Source organism: Mycobacterium sp. 663a-19 (genome assembly GCF_035616495.1).
Lineage (GTDB): Bacteria > Actinomycetota > Actinomycetes > Mycobacteriales > Mycobacteriaceae > Mycobacterium.
In genome coordinates this window covers 40,938-58,455 of the sequence record NZ_JAPJAV010000003.1, presented here as the reverse complement: position 1 = coordinate 58,455, position 17,518 = coordinate 40,938, and the positions used below count along the sequence as shown (strand labels likewise).

The following is a 17,518-nucleotide window of genomic DNA, read 5'->3' as shown; positions in this document are numbered from 1 at the left end:
TCTAGGGTAGTGCGGGCAGGTGTATCAGCCGGATTGTGGGCGACTTGGAGGAAGACGTGGCGGATCGGGACCCCGAGACCATCAAGCGGGACATCGACGTCGCCCGCGACCAGCTGGCGTCCACCGTCGACTCCCTTGCAGAGCGGGCAAACCCCCGTCGCCTCGCCGACGACCTCAAGGCCCAGGTGATCGCGTTCGTGACGAAGCCCGCGGTCGCCATCTCGCTGGTGGGGATCGGGTCGGTGGTCGTGGTCGTGGTCGTCCGTCGGATCAGGAACCGCTGAGCCGCCGGTCTGCCGCTCAACTTGACTGTGCGACAACGCGATTGGCGATGCAAAAGCCCGTATGACGGCCGGTCGATTCCGGTACCGGCTGGCGTCCGGGCATGCCACACTTTCGCGCGGCCAGGGGCCAGTCCACACTGGTGGCATGAAGGTATTTGATTTCAGCGTCACCGCGCCGACCCCGGCGCTCCCGCCCCCGGCGGCAACCACATGAGCGTGCCCACCGGCGGAACCGAGCCCGGGACTCGCCTGCTCAACGGCCTCTCGGACGTACGCGCGTTCTTTCACACCAACACCGTGCCGCTGTATTTCATCTCGCCGACCCCGTTCAACCTGCTGGGCATCGACCGTTGGGTGCGAAACTTCTTCTACCTGACGTACTTTGACTCTTTCGAGGGCACTCACTCGCGCGTGTTCGTGCCCCGCCGGCGCGACCGCATCGACTTCGAGTCCATGGGGGACGTGTGCAACCACCTCCTGCGCGACCCGGAGACACTCGAGTTCATCGCGGGCCGAGGCCCCGGCGGCAAGGCCTGCTTCGTGATGCTCGACGAGGAGACCCAGGCCCTGGCGCGCCAGGCGGGTCTCGAGGTCATGCACCCGCCGGCGGAGCTGCGCCATCGGCTGGGCTCCAAGCTCGTCATGACGCGCCTGGCCGACGAGGCGGGCGTGCAAAGCGTGCCGCATGCGATCGGGCGGGTCGGCTCCTACGACGAGCTGTCGGCGCTCGCGCACAGCGCCGGGCTGGGGGACGACCTCGTCGTCGTGGCCGCCTACGGCGACGCCGGCAGCGCGGTGTTCTTCGTGCGCGGCCAGCGCGACTGGGACGAGCACGCGGCTGACCTGGCCGGGCAGGAAGTCAAGGTGATGAAGCGCATCCGCAATGTCGAGGTGTGCATCGAGGGCACCGTGACCCGCCACGGCACCGTGATCGGCCCCGCGATGACGAGTCTGGTGGGCTATCCGGAGCTGACGCCGCGCAAGGGCGGCTGGTGCGGCAACGACGTCTGGCGCGAGGTCCTGCCGCCCGCCCAGACCCACGCCGCGCGGGAGATGGTGCGCAAGCTCGGCGACATCCTGAGCCGCGAGGGCTACCGCGGCTACTTCGAGGTGGACCTGCTGCACGACCTGGACTCCGACGAGCTCTACCTGGGCGAGGTGAACCCGCGCCTGAGCGGCGCCAGCCCGATGACGAACCTGACCACCGAGGCCTACGCCGACATGCCGCTTTTCCTCTTCCACCTGCTCGAATACATGGCCGTGGAGTACCAGCTCGACATCGACGAGATCAACTCGCGCTGGGAGCGTGGCTACGGCGAGGACGAGGTCTGGGGCCAGGTGATCATCAGCGAGACCTCACCCGATGTCGAGCTGTTCACCGCGACGCCGCGCACCGGTGTGTGGCGCATCGACGACGACGGGCGCGTCACCTTCGCCCGGTCCGCCAACGACTGGGCCACGCTGCTCGACGGGTCCGAGGCCTTCTACCTGCGTGTCGCGGCGCCCGGCGACCTGCGGACCGAGGGCGCCCAACTCGGCGTGCTCGTCACCCGCGGCCACCTGCAGAACCCGGACTACCAGCTCACCGAGCGCTGCCAGCGCTGGATCAAGGGCATCAAGGCGAAGTTCGCGTCGACGCCGCTGGCGCCGGCCACGCCGATCGTCTCGCGGCTCGTCGCACGAGCGTGAGCGTCCCCGCCGGCATCTCACTGGACAACTGGCTGTCGCCGCCCTACTCGCATTGGTCGTTCCAGCACGTCGAGGACTTCGTGCCGACCGCGCTCATCTCGCGCGGGACCGGGCCGGTCGCGGCGTTGCCCGCCGCCAGCGCCCCGGTGGCCGGCATCCCGGTGACCAGCACTCACGGGAGGACCACCACCGTCGGCGCGGTGATGGCCGCCACCGCCACCGACGGATGGGCCGTCGCCCACCGCGGGTCGCTGGTGGCCGAGGAGTATCTCGACGGGTTGGCGGCCCAAACCCGGCACCTGCTGTTCTCGGTGAGCAAGTCGCTGGTGGCCGCCGTCGTCGGCGCGCTGCACGGGGCCGGGGCGATCGAGCTGGACGCGCCGGTCACGGCGTTCGTTCCGGCCCTGGCGAACAGCGGCTACGCCGGTGCGACGGTGCGTCACCTGCTGGACATGAGGTCGGGCATCGCGTTCTCGGAAGACTATGACGACCCGGCCGCGGAGATACACGTCCTCGAGCAGGCGATGGGGTGGCAGCCCAAGAGCAGTCCGGATGCCGCGTCCACGCTGCAGGACTTCCTGCTGACGCTGAGGCGGAAGTCGGCGCACGGCGGCCCGTTCGAATATCGCTCGTGTGAAACCGATGTGCTGGGCTGGATCTGCGAGGTGGCCGGCGCCCAGCGGATGCCCGAACTGATGTCGGAACTGCTGTGGAGCCGCATCGGTGCCCAATGCGACGCCTCCATCGGGGTCGACTCGGCCGGCACCGGATTGTTCGACGGCGGCGTCAACGCCTGCCTGACCGACATGATCCGGTTCGGGTCGATGCTCCTGCGCGACGGCGTCTCGCTGACCGGCGACCAAGTGATGCCCGCGGCGTGGATCGCCGACACCCTCGACGGCGGCCCCGACTCCCGTCAGGCCTTCGCCGCCAGCCCCGACGACATCGAATTGCCGGGCGGGATGTACCGCAACCAGATGTGGTTCCCCTACCCGGGCAGCAACGTCGTGTTGTGCCTGGGAATGTGCGGCCAGATGATCTACGTCAACCGCGCCGCGGAGATGGTCGCCGCCAAGTTGTCCACCCAGCCGCACTCTCACGAGCCGCACATGCTGGACACGCTGCGCGCATTCGATGCGGTTGCACACGAACTGGCGGTAGTGCGCCGTCAGGGTTTCGAACCCCGGACCCGCTGATTAAGAGTCAGCTGCTCTACCAACTGAGCTAACGGCGCGGACGGCCGAGACCGCGTACGCGACAATAACAGGCGTCCTGCCGCGTAGCGAAATCCCGACTCCATCCAGAGTAGCTGCTGAGCCGCGCGCGGTCGTATCGCGACGGTCGGCGACGCCCGGAAAGGTGTGGGGCACATACAGAGCGACGTCAGAACAGCGTCCCGCAGTACGGGGCCCGGTCGGTGCGGAAGGCGGTATCCAGCTCGCGCACCGCACCCGGCCGCAGCTCGGCGACGCGGTTCGCCCGGAGCAGCTGGGAGGCCGAATGCGCGCCCATGAAGATCGTCGCCAGGTCGCCCAGGCCGAGCCTCACGTCCGCCGGCCCGTCGTGCGGCGCACACTTCCCCGCACCATCGCGAGCCTGCAGCAGGAATCGTCCTCCGGCGAGGTCGAGCGGATCGGAGACTTCCAGTACCACCTCGGCATCGGCAAAGTACTCGCGGGCACCGAGCGCCTCGGGCACGTCGTTGATGCGTACCCACAGAAAATCGTTCACGCCGGTGGTGTGAGCGGCACGCTGGTCGCGAAGTTTGAGCGGAAGCGGATCGTCGACGGGCACATCGATCTCGACGTCGTCGAACATCTCCAAAACCAACAACGTCTGCAGCAGTTCGGTATGGGCTTCGTCTGTGATGGGGCAGAAGTCTTGCACGACGACGGTGCCCAACGGCGGCCGAAACCCGTGTTGCGTCTCGGTGATGATTCGATACGTCAGAAAGCCGTCCGGGTGAATCGTGCAATTCAGCGCGGATGCGTTGCCTCGCTGCGTCGGCCTGTCTTCCAAATGGTCTGTCCACCAGGCGTTGTCGCGCTCCACGGCCCCAGGGGTTACGGCGCACCACCGTTCGTAGATTTCCGGCAAATGCCGTCGCGCACCCGAAGCGTTGGCCTCGCGCGCCCGATATTCGCTCGGTGCCTCCCGCAGCTTCGCCGAGCGGCGGTCGATGGAGTAACTGCGGCTGTAGCTCGCCACGCCCGCGCCGAAGTTGTCGTACATCGCGGTTTGGGTCGGAACACCGCAGATGATCGGATAGCCGCGCTCCAGCAGTTTGCCCAGTCCCTCCGCGCTGAGCCGGCCCCATATTCCCTCGTCCTGGTGCGTCGACGCGACGGCGATCATCGTCAGCCACGCCGCCCGCAGGCGAGCACCGCCCGGCACGGTGAGTTGCGTGCGGTAGATGATCGACGTCCCGACCAGGAATGGCCGACGGGGATCGGAGTGATCCTCGGCGATCAGAATGTCCTCGAGCTTGACCCGGCGTTTCCACGCCTCAATGTCTTTCGCCCCCACGGGATCTCCGAAAGCGCGGGCCTGGTTCTCGTAGACCGCCTCCCAGTCGTCTTCGGTTGGATGTCTGATCCTGATGGCGTCATCCGTTATGTTCATCGCCCATCCAATCCGCTTCTCACCCAGCAAAACCGGCCGTTCGGCACACGCGCACCGAATCCGCATATCGATGGGGTGTCGTTGGGTGCGATACCCGAGTGATGCGGAGCCGAAACCTGGCCCCGGTTCGCGCCGCGACGCGTCAGCCGTCCACTTTGCGGGTATAGCGGTACGCGATGCTGCAAGGAATCACTCGGCTTGCCATCGCCGCGCCGCGGCGCGTCATCGCGCTCGAGGGGGAGTCTTCCTGATGTCCGGGGTCGCCGCCCTGCTGGCGCTGGGGTCGGCGCTTTGCATCGCTGCCGGTGACGTGCTTCAGCAGCGCGCGGCTCACTGCATCACCGACCGGTCGGTCGGCGACATCGAATTGCTGGCCGGGCTGCTCCGCAACCGGCGGTGGTGGTGGGGCGCGGTGCTGCTGGTGGCAAGCATCGCGCTGCAGGCGGCCGCGCTGGGTCGGGGTTCGGTGCTGCTGGTGCAGGCGTTGCTGATGCTTTCGCTGCTGTTTGCGCTGCCGATCAATGCCAGGCTGTACCACCGCACGGTGAGCGGCGGCGAGTGGACGTGGGCCGGCTTGCTCACCGCCGCGGTGATCGTGATCGTCGTCGTCGGCAATCCGCAGGCCGGCCGCGCCGGCGCAGCGCTGCAGACCTGGGCGGTCGTGGCGGCGGTCCTCGGGCCGCTGCTGGCCGCGTGCGTCGTGGCCGGCCGAATCCGGGGTGGTTCCGTCGCCGCGGTGCTGTTCGCCTTCGTGTCGGGCTCGCTGTGGGGCGTCTTCGCGGCGCTGACCAAGGAGGTCGTGGCTCACCTGGGCGATGGCGGATGGGCGGTCGTCCGAACCCCCGAGCTCTATGCCGCGCTGCTGGCCGCGGCGGGGGGCGTGCTGTGGAGCCAGTCGGCGTTTAGGGCCGGGCCCTTGACCGCGTCGATGCCGACCCTGCAGATGTCGCAGCCGGTGGTGGCGGCGGTGCTGGGCGTCGTCGTCCTCAGCGAGACGCTGAACACCGGTGGCGCCGGGATCGTTGCCCTGGTGGCGGCGGCGCTGGTGATGGCGGCGGCCATCGTCAAACTGGCCAGGGTCGAGGCCGTCGCGACCCGGGACAGGGTCGCCTCGAAGCGGCGAAGGCGCGTCCGCCAACCGGCATAGTCACCGTATTTGTCGCAATTGTGACACCGAATGGCATTGAGCCGTCCATGTCGGCGTGGACCGTCGTCGGAAGCCATTAGAATGCTTGCACTGTTTCCGGTCAGCGGTGACCAAACCAAGCCGATCAATTCGAAAGGCCGCTCGATGACGCCTTTGCGCAGACACCGATCATGGCTGCTCGTAGCCATGATTGTGTTTGCTATGGTCGGCGTCGGCTGCGGCAGCCACCCGGCCGCCGCGCCCGCGAAGGTCATCTTCGACAAGGGCACACCGTTTGCCGACCTGCTGGTCCCCAAGCTCACCTCTTCGGTGAGCGACGGTGCCGTCGGGGTCACCGTGGATGCGCCCGTGACGGTCAGCGTTGCCGACGGCGTGCTGGCGTCGGTCACCATGGTCAACGAGAACGGCAAGTCGATCAGCGGGCAGCTCAGCCCCGACGGCCTGCGCTGGTCGACCACCGAGCAGCTCGGCTACAACAGGCGCTACACGCTGAACGTGAAGGCGCTCGGGCTCGGTGGTGCGGCCAACCGGCAGATGAGCTTCGCGACCAGTTCCCCCGCCCACCTGACCATGCCCTACGTCTACCCCGCCGACGGCGAGGTGGTGGGCGTCGGCCAGCCGGTGGCGATCCGGTTCGACGAGAACATCGCGGACCGCGCCGCGGCGCAGAAGGCCGTCAAAATCACCACCAACCCGCCCGTCGAGGGCGCGTTCTACTGGTTGAACAACCGCGAAGTGCGTTGGCGCCCAGAGCATTTCTGGAAGCCGGGTACCACCGTCGACGTGGCGGTGAACACCTACGGCGTCGACCTGGGTGACGGGATGTTCGGCGAGGACAACGTCAAGACGCACTTCACCATCGGCGACGAGGTCATCTCGACCGCCGACGACACCACCAAGACGGTGACCGTGCGCGTCAACGGCGAAGTCGTCAGGACCATGCCGACGTCGATGGGCAAGGACAGCACCCCGACCGCCAACGGCGTGTACATCATCGGCGGGCGGTTCAGGCACATCATCATGGATTCGTCGACCTACGGCGTTCCGGTCAACTCGCCCAACGGATATCGCACCGAGGTCGACTGGGCCACGCAGATGTCCTACAGCGGCGTCTTCGTGCACTCCGCGCCGTGGTCGGTCGGCGCCCAAGGCCACACCAACACCAGTCACGGCTGCCTGAACGTCAGTCCCAGCAACGCCGAGTGGTTCTACGACCACAGCAAGAGCGGGGACATCGTCGAGGTGGTCCACACCGTGGGCCCGACGCTGCCGGGCACCGAGGGGCTGGGCGACTGGAACGTGCCCTGGCCGGTGTGGAAGGCCGGCAACGCCAACACGTGAGCGTGGCTGCCGCCGCTGAGCGGTTCGCGAAACTGCATTCCGCGACGCAACGGCCGAGAAGGACCGTCGTTAGTTGCAGTCTGGCGCGAGGGCTAACGCCCCGACTTTGGGGTGGCTGACGGGACTCGAACCCGCGACACCCAGGATCACAACCTGGTGCTCTACCAGCTGAACTACAGCCACCATCGCCGCGAGCCGGCCCGATTCGGGCCGATGAGCGGCGACGTCGATACTAGCGGGTCGGTGGCTCGGCGGCCGAATCGATTTCCTCCGGTGGGCCCCCCGCGACACCCCCGAGATCGGCGACCACCGCCTCGATTTCGCTGGTAGAAGGTCCCGGTTGGGGCACGAATGCGGTCCGCCGGTAGAACTTCAACTCGCGGATGGACTCGTGGATATCGGCCAGCGCCCGGTGCGCGAGCCCTTTGACCGGCTGACCGTAGTAGATGCGCGGGTACCAGCGCCGGCAGAGTTCCTTGATCGAGCTGACGTCGATCATCCGGTAGTGCAGAAACGTGTCCAGCTTGGGCATGTCGCGGGCGATGAACGATCGATCGGTGGCGATCGAGTTGCCCGCAAGCGGCGCCGTCTTGGGCTGCTTGACGTGCTTGCTGACGTAGTCCATCACCATCGCCTCGGCGGTCGCCAGGTCGACGGTAGATGCTCTCACTTCGTCGATCAGGCCCGAGCGCGAGTGCATTTCGGCGACCACGTCGATCATCGACGACAGCGCGGCGTCGTCGGCGTGGATCACCACGTCCACGCCGTCGCCGAGGATGTTCAGATCGGCATCGGTGACCAGCGCCGCGATCTCGATCAGCTTGTCCGAACCCAGGTCGAGCCCGGTCATCTCGCAGTCGATCCACACCAATTCGTCCCGCACAGCGCTCAGCGTAGGCGCACGTCGGGCCCTGCACCCGCATCCCCCTGGCAAGTAGGGTGAGCGTTGCCAAGAAGTACGGGGGAGAGGGGCGCGCCACGATGAGCACCGAATCAGCGGCCGGCGGGGCTGCCCAGCGGATCGCCAGCGGCTACGCCGTGCAGGGCCAGGCACTGGAATTGGGCACCGTCGTCGTCGACGGGCAGGCTGACCCGACCGCGCAGATCCGCATCCCGCTGGCCACCATCAACCGGCACGGCCTGGTCGCCGGGGCAACCGGAACCGGCAAGACCAAGACGCTGCAACTGATCGCCGAACAGCTCAGCGGCCAGGGGGTGCCCGTGCTGATGGCCGACGTGAAGGGCGACCTGTCCGGGCTGTCCAGGCCGGGGGTGGCCGACGACAAGACCGCCGCCCGCGCCAAGGACACCGGCGACGATTGGGAGCCGACGGGATTCCCGGTGGAGTTCTTGTCGCTGGGCACCAACGGAATAGGCGTGCCGGTGCGCGCGACCGTGGATAGCTTCGGCCCCGTCTTGTTGTCAAAAGTGTTGGGGCTCAACGCTACTCAAGAATCGACGCTGGGGCTGATCTTCCATTGGGCCAAGGACCAAAACCGGGAGCTGGTCACCACGAACGATCTACGCGGTGTCATCAGCTACCTGACCAGCGACGAGGGCAAGGAGGCCCTGAAATCCCTGGGCGGCGTGTCCGCGACGACGGCGGGCGTGATCCTGCGGGCACTGGTGAACCTCGACGCCGAGGGCGGGGACACGTTCTTCGGCAAGCCCAACCTCAATCCGAACGATCTGCTGCACGAAGACCAGGGCAAGGGCATCATCTCGCTGCTCGAGTTCACCGGTCAGTCGGTGCGTCCGGTAATCTTCTCCACCTTCCTGATGTGGTTGCTCGCCGACCTGTACGCGAAACTGCCCGAGGTCGGTGACGTGGACAAGCCCAAGTTGGTGTTTTTCTTCGACGAGGCCCACCTGCTGTTCGCCGACGCGTCCAAGGCCTTCCTCGAGCAGGTCGAGCAGACCGTCAAGCTGATCCGATCCAAGGGCGTCGGTGTGTTCTTCTGCACCCAGTTGCCCACGGACATCCCCAACGACGTGCTCTCCCAGCTGGGAGCGCGAATTCAGCACGCGCTGCGGGCGTTCACGCCCGACGACCAGAAGGCGCTGTCCAGGACCGTGCGCACCTACCCGAAAACCGATGTGTACGAGCTGGAGTCGGCGCTGACGTCGCTGGGGATCGGGGAGGCCGTCGTCACGGTGCTGTCCGAGAAGGGCGCCCCGACGCCGGTCGCGTGGACCCGCATGCGGGTGCCCCGGTCGCTGATGGCCTCGATCGGCACCGATGACATCACGAAAGCCGCGAAGAGCAGCAAGCTGTATCAGACGTACGGTCAGACCGCCACGCAGGAGTCAGCGCCGGTGCCGAGCCCGAAGGCCGGAGAAGCCCAACGCCCGCAAGCCCAGTCCGACTTCCCGCCGGTCCCGGCGAACGAGCCACCGCCGCCGATGCCGGAACCGGCGGAGCCCAAGGGGCCCAGCCTGTTAGAAAGGCTGTGGCACGATCCGGACGTGCAAGGCGCCGTGCACATGGGGATTCGCGAGATCATCAAAGCCAAGTTCGGCACCGGACGTCGCCGGAAATAACGACTACCCGCCGCCGAGCTTCTTGTAGAAGCTGCCCACGATGGGCGCGACGATCGCGCGGGGGGCGTACCCGCTGGCCACCGACATCGCCTTCGACGTCAGCCCCGGGACGACGCGCATCTTGTTGCGCGCCAACGCATCCAGCGACAGGCGGGCGGTGTGCTCGGTGGAGATCCACAGGAAGTCGGGCACCAGCCTCTCGACCAGGGTGGCTTCGGCGTCGTCGGGAAGGTCGGTGCGCACCGGGCCGGGCGCCAGCAGCGTGACGTGCACCCCCGAGCCGCGCAGCTCGCCGCGCAGCGATTCGCTGAAGGTGTTCACGAACGCCTTGGTGGCCGCGTAGGTGGCGTTGTAGGGGATCGGCGAATTGCCCGCCGCCGAGCCGGATATCAAGATGCCGCCGGCCCCGCGCTCGATCATGCCGGGTAGCACCGCCAACGTAAGATCATGCACCCCAAGGACATTGAGCTGCACTTGAGCCTTCTCGCCGGCCGGGTCGAGCTCCGCGAGCGGGCCGAATGTCGCGGTGCCCGCGTTGGCGCACAGGATCGAGATCGGGCGGGCGGCCAGCTCGTCGCACAGTTTCGCCCGCTCGGCCGGGTCGGCGAGGTCGGCCGGTCGCACCTCCACGGTGACGCGATACTTGTCGGCCAGGCGAGCGGCCAGGTCGGTCAGGATGTCCTCGCGTCGCGCGGTGACGATCAGGCTGTGCCCGCGCGCGGCGAGCTCGGTGGCCAACGCCTCGCCGATGTTTTGCGAAGCTCCGGTGACAACGGCGCGCGCGTCGGGGCTGGGCGCGGGTATCGGCATGCGCCAATCGTAGACACGCAGCGATCGCAAGCGCGGCGCAGCCGGGCGAGGCGGGTCGCTGCGCATCAGATGCCCAACACATAGAGTGCCGGGCATGAGTCGGCCGGATTCGGGTCCGGGCACGGTTGCCCCCTCTCGGGTGGTGGCGTGGGCGTTGTGGGACACCGGATCCACCGGCTTGAACGCGATCGTGGCGACGTTTGTGTTCTCCGTCTACCTGACCAGCAGCGTGGGGGTGGGCCTGCCCGGGCCGACCACGCCGGCGAGCTGGCTGGGCCGCGCGGGGGCCGTAGCCGGGCTGACCGTCGCGCTGCTGGCGCCCGTCGTCGGCGTGTGGGTGGAATCCCCGCATCGCAGGCGCGTGGTGCTGAGCGTGTTGACCGGCCTGGCGGTGGCGCTGACGTGTTCGATGTTCTTCATCCGCGACCGCCCGGCCTACCTGTGGGCGGGGCTGGTGCTGTTGGGGGCGACGGCGGCGTGCGGTGACCTGGCCAGCGTCCCGTACAACGCGATGCTGCGTCAGCTCTCGACGCCGTCGACGGCGGGCCGGATCTCCGGGTTCGGTTGGGCGGCAGGCTATCTCGGCAGCGTCGTGCTGTTGTTGGTGATATACACGGGCTTCATCTCCGGGTCCGGCTCCGGCCCGGGCGCGGTGCGCGGGCTGCTGCGGGTTCCCGTCGCCGACGGGCTCTACGTCCGCGAGGCGATGCTGGCCGCCGCGGCGTGGCTGGCGGTGCTGGCGCTGCCGTTGCTGGTGGTCGCCCAGCGGCTGCCCGACACGGCCGAGGCGCACCGGCCCACCAGCATGCTGGGCGGCTACCGCAAGCTGTGGCGGGAGGTCTCCGCGGAGTGGCGGCGCGACCGCAACCTGGTCTACTTCCTCGGCGCCAGCGCGCTCTTCCGCGACGGGCTGGCGGCGATTTTCGCCTTCGGCGCCGTGCTGGGTGTCAGCGTCTACGGCATCTCGCAGGCCAACGTGCTGATCTTCGGGGTGGTGGCCAGCGTGGTGGCCGCGGTGGGCGCCGTGCTCGGCGGGTTCGTCGACCACCGCATCGGGTCCAAACCGGTGATCGTGGGGTCGCTGGTGGCGATCGTCGCGATGGCGCTCACCCTGATGGTGCTGTCGGGCCCCGTGGCGTTCTGGGTGTGCGGGCTGCTGCTGTGCATGTTCATCGGGCCGTCGCAGTCGTCGGCGCGCGCCCTGCTGCTGCACATGGCGCACCACGGCAGGGAGGGGGTGGCGTTCGGCCTCTACACGATGACGGGACGCGCGGTCGCCTTCCTGGCGCCGTGGTTGTTCTCGGTCTTCGTCGACGTGTTCGGCGCCATTCGTGCCGGCCTGGGCGGCATCTCGCTGGTGCTGATCGCCGGGCTGCTGGGGATGCTGATGGTCCGCGTCCCGCCGCGCCACCGCGCCGCCTTGGAGCCCTCCTAGTAGCGCCCCGCGTCGAGCGTGGGGCACGTGCACACAGAACGACGGGCTTTTCGTCCATATGCCACACGTTCGGCGAGCCGATCTCTGCCGACGAATTAGCGACTCAGCACTAGTGTCCGGCGTCGCAGATCGTGATGCCCGCCCCGACCCGTTGGCGCACCTGGACGCCGTCGACCGTGAGCGTGCAGGTCACGTTGTGGCCGATGTTGATGATCGTGACGCTGGCCGGATGGGCGGCCGACTTCGACAGGCTGACCTGCTTGCTCCACGGCAGCGCCACATTGAACTCGGTCTGTATGACGTCGCCGGTGTCCCAGTAGGTGATGCTGATCGCGCGCCCGTCGCCGCTGACGTCGTAGACGACGCTCTGCATCACGGCGGGCCCGGTGGTCTCGGTCGGCGCGGTCGAGACGGTGGGCGGCGGCAGCGGGTAGTGTGAGCGCGGCGACGTCCGGGTGGTCGGGGTGGTGGTCTCCGGGCTCGATCCGGGCATGGCGGGCAACGGCGGCACGGCGGTCTGGTTTTTCACCGCGCCGTTGGCAAGCACCAGGGCGATCACCAGCGCCACGACCAGCAGCACCGCCACGCCGGCGCCGATCAACAACCAGCGCGGCGTTTTCGGGCCTTGCGGCGGAGGGGGACCCAGGATCTCGGTGGGTGTCTCACCCGGTGGGGTTTGGCCCTGCTGCCAGTACGCAGGCAGCTGATCGGTCGGGTTCTGCGTCCATTGCGGGCTGTACCCGCCGCCGTAGGTGGGCGCATAGGGTGCTTGCCCGGCATAGGCGGGATCGACGGGCGGCGAACTTTGCGGGCCTTGCGGCGCGGCCGGTCCGGACCCCGCAAGAGGGGGACTGAACCACTCCGGCCGACGTGGATCGTTCATGTCCACCTCATGGCTTGCAGGGTACCCGGCGGCGGCTACTGACTCCGGTCACTGGCCAGCAATGCGGCGACCGTCATCGCCCGCATCACCGCGCGGGATCGCTCCGGCCCCGCCGGCTTGCCGCGCGAATCATCGCCCGCCTTCATGCTGTACGGCGTCGAGTTCAACAGGCCGAACACCGCGTGGGCCGTCAGCCGGGCGTCGGCTTCGGCCCGTTCGGGGTTCAGCTCGCGCAGCACGCCCACCCAGATCTCGACGTACTGGCGCTGGGCCTTGCGCACCTGCTTCTCGGCGGCCTCGGGCAGGTGGGCCAGGTCGCGGTCCTGAATGCGGATCAGGTCCGGCTCGCCCAGCACAAAGTCGAGGTGAAAATCTATGAGGCCGTCCAGCGCCGCGGCGGCGTCGGCGCTACGGGCCTTGACCTCCTGCGCGCCGGCGAGCAGTCGGGCGCTGATCCCGACCAGCAACTCCACCAGCAGCGATTCTTTGTTGGGGAAGTGCCGGTAGATGGCCGGGCCGCTGACGCCGGCGGCCGCGCCGATGTCCTCCAGCCGCACCGCGAGAAAACCGCGTTCGGCGAACAGCCGTTCGGCGGCCGCCAGCAGCTGCAGGCGCCGGTCGGACTTCAACTGGCTGCGGCGATTTCGGGCGTCGGGCCGGTCGAGCCCGTCCCCGGGGGCGGACGCTGTCATGGCGGCCTCCGTCCATGATCAGTCGGTTAATCGTCACTAACATACCATGGGTTATTCGCGATTAACTGCTGCGAGTTGTATAGGCCTACAAGTGATTTCGTCTGGTCCGAAATGCCGCGCGAATCACTGTCACGGGGTGGTTGAGTAGCGTCGCAAGCTTGCCTGCCGCAGTGTTCGGGTCCCGTGCGACTCCGAGTTGGATGAACAGGGTGAGGCGGTCCCAATAGACACGTTCGCAGAGTAGATCAGGGCCGTCGAATACGAAGATCGCCACCAGTGGCATGTCGATTCGGCGTCCGGTTGGCGGCAGGCCGCGGAAGGTCCGCATATGAGTGCCTTGCAGGCGTGTTTCGCCGATCACCAAATCGCAGTGATGGCATAGAGAGCCCGGCTTGAGGTCAGGAATGCTCAGGTCGGGAAAAGCATCGAACAAGGCGCGATAGGTGTCGGCCACCTCTTCGGGACCGTCGGCGATCTCTCCTCCGGGCAGCTCCAGGCGCGCGGCGCCCGCCCTGAATGTCGCGAGCGTGGCTTCCAGGTCCCGATGTGTCTCCGCATCCAGGTGAGCGAGGACCGTCGCCTCGCGCGATTGACGCAGGCCTGCGTCCAATGTTGCGGTCATTGCGCTTCCCTTCGCCACTCTTCGGCCCGACTTGTTCGATGGCGAATCCCTCTTTAGGGGTTCCGGAACATGTGTGGGAAGCGAATCGCCAGCCACGGTCGTCGGCCCCAAGCGACAACGCGTCCCGTGACAGTCGGGCGCAGCTGACCCGTGCGGCCGTATAGGAGGAGGAGAAGTGCACCCGGCTCGCCCGAGATATAGCAGTCGGCTCGTTCGCCATTTGGTCCTGCGATCTGTAGCCGACCGTCTGCGATGCTGAAGAGCGCACGAGTTTCACTGCCACGCAGCCGCATCTCGAGCCGAGCGTGCACACCCGCCGACCTCTCCGGGAGAAAATACAACGGCACCACCTGGACCATCCCCCGGAATGTGGTGTCCGCCCATGGCGACGGGATGTGCCATCGGCGCCCGAGAGCGCGTGCAATGTCACACCCGTGAATCATCGCCTCGCCCACCATCAGAGCGAGCACGGTGGAGATCGGAATTGACAGCCCGGCGTGCCATGCGACTCGCGGATCACCGTCCCGGCTGCTCGCCGCGTCGGCCAGTTGAGTGACCGCGGCTTGTATTCGGTCAGCAAGTGCTTGGGGCCTTCGATCCTCCACCGTTTCGAGCGCAGCTTGGGTCCAGTCCGGTATGGCTTCGACGGCGGCCACTGGAACGACGCGCCCCCGTGCGAGTCCGACATTGAGTTCCAACACTGTCGCCACATGCGCGGCGACGTCCGACGCCGACCAGTGTCCGATGCCATCGACGTTGAGATCGTCGCCATGCAGGAGCAAGCCGCAAAATTGTTCCATCGCGGCTGGTAACTCCGCCAAGACGCGGGTCTTATCGGGCCCCGCCACGGGGTGGTTCGACTCGTTGGCCACACATGCCTTTTTGCTGATCATGCTTGACCCTCCGATTAATACTCCGGTACCGGAGCATTATTGCTTACTCCGGCACCGGAGTAAAGTGCTTTTACGTGAGAGCGGGCTTATCCACGACGTCGTATGCCGTCTTAGGGCTCCTGAGCTTGCGATCCTGGACCGGCTACGAGCTAGCTCAGCAAGGTCGGCGGAGCCTGCGATTCTGCTGGCCAAAGGAAGACAGCGTGTTCTACGAGGAGCCTCGCCGTCTGGTTGCACGCGGTTTGGCCTCAGCCGTCCGGGAACGAAACGGTGGCCGCTCGCGCAACCGTTACGAAATCACGGACGAAGGCCGGCAGGCGCTTACGGAATGGCTCGGGGAAACCAGCAGCCTGCCGCGGATCGAACTCGAGCCATGTTTGCGTTTTTTGTTCGCCGACCAGGGTGATCGCGAGGATGCGCTCCGGGCCGGCGCGGCCTTACGTAGCTGGGCGCAGGAGCACATCGACAGCGTGAACGAAATCCTTCGCCAATATCAGGCAGGTGAGGTTCCGTTTCCAGAGCGGCTGCACATCTCTGCGCTCGGCGCACGGTTTGTCTCGGACCTATTCCATACCATCATGGATTTCGCCGACTTCGCGGAGGAGGAAATCAAAAACTGGCCGCGAACTGACGGACTCGGCTTGACACCTCGCACCAAAGAGATCCTCGACGAGCTCGTCGAGCGCGAAAATTGCGCAACACCCCAACCGCGCACGACCGAGCGACGTGACTGACCCCTCCCACCGCTCTCAACTCACGCCTTCCGACACCAAAATACGACCGAGCAGATGCACCGTTACCAGCTAACTCGAATCGCGGTGCGGTGGTGGGCGATCGCGGCGGCGGACTACGTTGGTAGCGAACAACCCGGAGGAACGGTGGCAGCCGCAGGAGCCGATGATCTTTCATACGACCGCGGTCCGAGCGAGCCGTCGCTGCTCGAGATGACCATCGGCGCCAACCTCGCCGCCACTGCCGCCAGGCACGCGCGCACCGACGCGCTCGTCGACGTCGCGGCGGGGCGACGGTGGAGTTACGCCCAATTACTGGCGTCGGTGCGCCGATTGGCGACGGGCTTGGTGCGGGCGGGGATCGGTGCGGGCGACCGGGTTGGCATCTGGGCGCCGAACCGTTGGGAGTGGGTGCTCGTCCAGTACGCGACGGCCGAGATCGGTGCGATCCTGGTGACCATCAATCCCGCCTACCGGTCGAGCGAATTGGATTATGCGCTAAGACAATCCGAGGCCGCGATGGTGATCGCCGCCGCGAGTTTCAAGACCACCGACTACGCGGCGATGCTGGCCGAGGCGGCGCCGCGCTGCCCTGCCCTGAGGGATGTGGTGCTGCTGGACGGTGATCGCTGGGAGGAGCTCGCCGGCGCCGAGGCCGACGTCGACGCGCTGACCGCAATCGCGTCGAGGTTGGACCACCGCGACCCGATCAACATCCAATACACTTCGGGCACAACGGGATACCCGAAGGGCGCCACGCTGAGCCACCGCAACATCCTCAACAACGGCTACCTGGTTGGTGAGCTGCTGGACTACACCGCCCGCGATCGGATTTGCATCCCGGTCCCGTTCTATCACTGTTTCGGCATGGTGATGGGCAACCTGGCGGCCACGAGTCATGGTGCGTGCATGGTGATTCCGGCGCCCGGCTTCGATCCGGCCGCCACCTTGCGGGCGGTGCAGACCGAGCGGTGCACCAGCCTCTACGGCGTGCCGACGATGTTCATCGCCGAGCTGGGCCTGCCGGAATTCGCCGACTACGACCTGAGCAGCCTGCGCACCGGGATCATGGCGGGCGCGCCCTGCCCGGTCGAGGTGATGCGCCTGGTGATCGAGCGCATGCACATGGGCGGCATCTCGATCTGCTACGGCATGACGGAGACGAGCCCGGTCTCCACACAGACGCGCAAGGACGATTCGCTGGAACGGCGGGTCGGCACCGTCGGCCAGGTGGGCCCGCATCTGGAGGTCAAGGTGGTGGATCCGGTGACCGGCGAGACCGTGCCCCGCGACGTCGCCGGCGAGTTCTGCACCCGGGGCTATTCGGTGATGGCCGGCTACTGGAACGACCCGGCACGCACCGCCGAGGTCATCGACGCCGACGGCTGGATGCACACCGGAGACCTGGCCGCGATGGACACGTGCGGATACGTCCGGATCACCGGCCGGATCAAGGACATCGTCATGCGCGGCGGCGAGAACATCTCCCCGCACGAGATCGAGGAGTTCCTGCACACCCACCCCGGCATCGTCGACGCCCATGTCATCGGGGTTCCGGACGAAAAGTACGGCGAGGAGCTCATGGCCGTGGTCGTGCTGCGCGACGGGGCGCCGGAGCTGACCATCGAGGGCCTGCGGGAGTTCTGCGCGGGCCGAATCGCCAGGTTCAAGATCCCGCGGTATCTGTGGATCGTCGACGAGTTCCCGATGACCGTCACCGGCAAGGTACGCAAAACCGAGTTGCGCGAGCGGGCCATCGAGCACCTTCGCGGCATCGACTGAGCGCCCGGTGCCTCCCTGGACGCGACGGCGAGGGTAATGGTATTCT

General features: G+C 67.2%; 16 protein-coding genes and 2 tRNA genes. 9 read left to right on the top strand and 9 right to left on the bottom strand.

Translation table 11 applies throughout. The features are described 5' to 3' along the window. Positions 1-56: 56 nt before the first annotated feature. The 3 genes from OQ968_RS06940 to OQ968_RS06930 all read left to right on the top strand — a co-directional run bounded on the left by OQ968_RS06940 (position 57) and on the right by OQ968_RS06930 (position 3,169). Positions 57-284, top strand: coding sequence for a DUF3618 domain-containing protein (locus OQ968_RS06940; protein ID WP_324676646.1), 228 nt, complete (start codon positions 57-59; stop codon positions 282-284). Positions 285-494: 210 nt separating this feature from the next. Continuing rightward, positions 495-1,973, top strand: coding sequence for a biotin carboxylase (locus OQ968_RS06935; protein ID WP_324676060.1), 1,479 nt, complete (start codon positions 495-497; stop codon positions 1,971-1,973). After that, entirely contained in the window at positions 1,970-3,169 is a 1,200-nt protein-coding gene (locus tag OQ968_RS06930) for a serine hydrolase (RefSeq protein WP_324676058.1), read from the top strand. The genes OQ968_RS06935 and OQ968_RS06930 overlap by 4 nt, the downstream gene beginning before the upstream one ends. On the opposite strand, the gene OQ968_RS06925 is transcribed toward OQ968_RS06930, so the two are convergent. Next, positions 3,135-3,207: transfer RNA gene (locus OQ968_RS06925), tRNA-Lys, on the bottom strand. The genes OQ968_RS06930 and OQ968_RS06925 overlap by 35 nt on opposite strands. A gap of 149 nt (positions 3,208-3,356) precedes the next feature. Beyond that, entirely contained in the window at positions 3,357-4,595 is a 1,239-nt protein-coding gene (locus OQ968_RS06920; RefSeq protein WP_324676644.1) for a GNAT family N-acetyltransferase, read from the bottom strand. A gap of 250 nt (positions 4,596-4,845) precedes the next feature. On the opposite strand from OQ968_RS06920, the gene OQ968_RS06915 reads away from it, so the two are divergent. Further along, the gene (locus OQ968_RS06915) at positions 4,846-5,742 is read left to right on the top strand and encodes a DMT family transporter (RefSeq protein WP_324676056.1); all 897 of its coding nucleotides are present in this window, start codon (positions 4,846-4,848) and stop codon (positions 5,740-5,742) included. 144 nt (positions 5,743-5,886) lie between these two features. Next, complete coding sequence (locus OQ968_RS06910) at positions 5,887-7,083, top strand: L,D-transpeptidase (RefSeq protein WP_324676054.1); 1,197 nt, start codon at positions 5,887-5,889, stop codon at positions 7,081-7,083. Positions 7,084-7,190: 107 nt separating this feature from the next. Here OQ968_RS06910 and OQ968_RS06905 read toward each other — a convergent pair. Further along, positions 7,191-7,266 (bottom strand) — tRNA-His (locus OQ968_RS06905). Positions 7,267-7,315: 49 nt separating this feature from the next. Then, the gene (gene orn, locus OQ968_RS06900) at positions 7,316-7,966 is read right to left on the bottom strand and encodes an oligoribonuclease (protein ID WP_324676052.1); all 651 of its coding nucleotides are present in this window, start codon (positions 7,964-7,966) and stop codon (positions 7,316-7,318) included. A 98-nt stretch (positions 7,967-8,064) separates the two neighbouring features. Here orn and OQ968_RS06895 point away from each other — a divergent pair, with 98 nt between their 5' ends. Beyond that, positions 8,065-9,624, top strand: coding sequence for a helicase HerA-like domain-containing protein (locus OQ968_RS06895; protein WP_324676050.1), 1,560 nt, complete (start codon positions 8,065-8,067; stop codon positions 9,622-9,624). A 3-nt stretch (positions 9,625-9,627) separates the two neighbouring features. On the opposite strand, the gene cmrA is transcribed toward OQ968_RS06895, so the two are convergent. After that, complete coding sequence (cmrA, locus tag OQ968_RS06890; RefSeq protein ID WP_324676048.1) at positions 9,628-10,434, bottom strand: mycolate reductase; 807 nt, start codon at positions 10,432-10,434, stop codon at positions 9,628-9,630. Between the two features lie 94 nt (positions 10,435-10,528). On the opposite strand from cmrA, the gene OQ968_RS06885 reads away from it, so the two are divergent. After that, complete coding sequence (locus tag OQ968_RS06885) at positions 10,529-11,869, top strand: MFS transporter (protein ID WP_324676046.1); 1,341 nt, start codon at positions 10,529-10,531, stop codon at positions 11,867-11,869. 109 nt (positions 11,870-11,978) lie between these two features. Here the strand turns inward: OQ968_RS06885 and OQ968_RS06880 are convergent, their stop codons facing one another. From OQ968_RS06880 to OQ968_RS06865, 4 genes are all read right to left on the bottom strand, one after another. Beyond that, complete coding sequence (locus tag OQ968_RS06880; protein WP_324676044.1) at positions 11,979-12,752, bottom strand: MmpS family transport accessory protein; 774 nt, start codon at positions 12,750-12,752, stop codon at positions 11,979-11,981. Positions 12,753-12,787: 35 nt separating this feature from the next. Beyond that, a complete protein-coding gene (locus tag OQ968_RS06875) occupies positions 12,788-13,444 on the bottom strand; it encodes a TetR/AcrR family transcriptional regulator (protein ID WP_324676042.1) in 657 nt (218 codons plus the stop codon). An 85-nt stretch (positions 13,445-13,529) separates the two neighbouring features. Beyond that, the gene (locus tag OQ968_RS06870) at positions 13,530-14,066 is read right to left on the bottom strand and encodes an ester cyclase (RefSeq protein ID WP_324676040.1); all 537 of its coding nucleotides are present in this window, start codon (positions 14,064-14,066) and stop codon (positions 13,530-13,532) included. 53 nt (positions 14,067-14,119) lie between these two features. Next, on the bottom strand, positions 14,120-14,959 hold the full coding sequence (locus OQ968_RS06865) for a maleylpyruvate isomerase family mycothiol-dependent enzyme (RefSeq protein ID WP_324676039.1): 840 nt from the start codon (positions 14,957-14,959) through the stop codon (positions 14,120-14,122). Positions 14,960-15,033: 74 nt separating this feature from the next. Here OQ968_RS06865 and OQ968_RS06860 point away from each other — a divergent pair, with 74 nt between their 5' ends. Together OQ968_RS06860 and OQ968_RS06855 are read left to right on the top strand one after the other, a co-directional pair. Then, entirely contained in the window at positions 15,034-15,693 is a 660-nt protein-coding gene (locus tag OQ968_RS06860; protein ID WP_324676037.1) for a PadR family transcriptional regulator, read from the top strand. A 210-nt stretch (positions 15,694-15,903) separates the two neighbouring features. After that, positions 15,904-17,472: an AMP-binding protein gene (locus OQ968_RS06855; RefSeq protein ID WP_324676642.1), complete on the top strand. Its 1,569-nt coding sequence runs from the start codon at positions 15,904-15,906 to the stop codon at positions 17,470-17,472. The last annotated feature ends 46 nt before the right edge of the window (positions 17,473-17,518 follow it).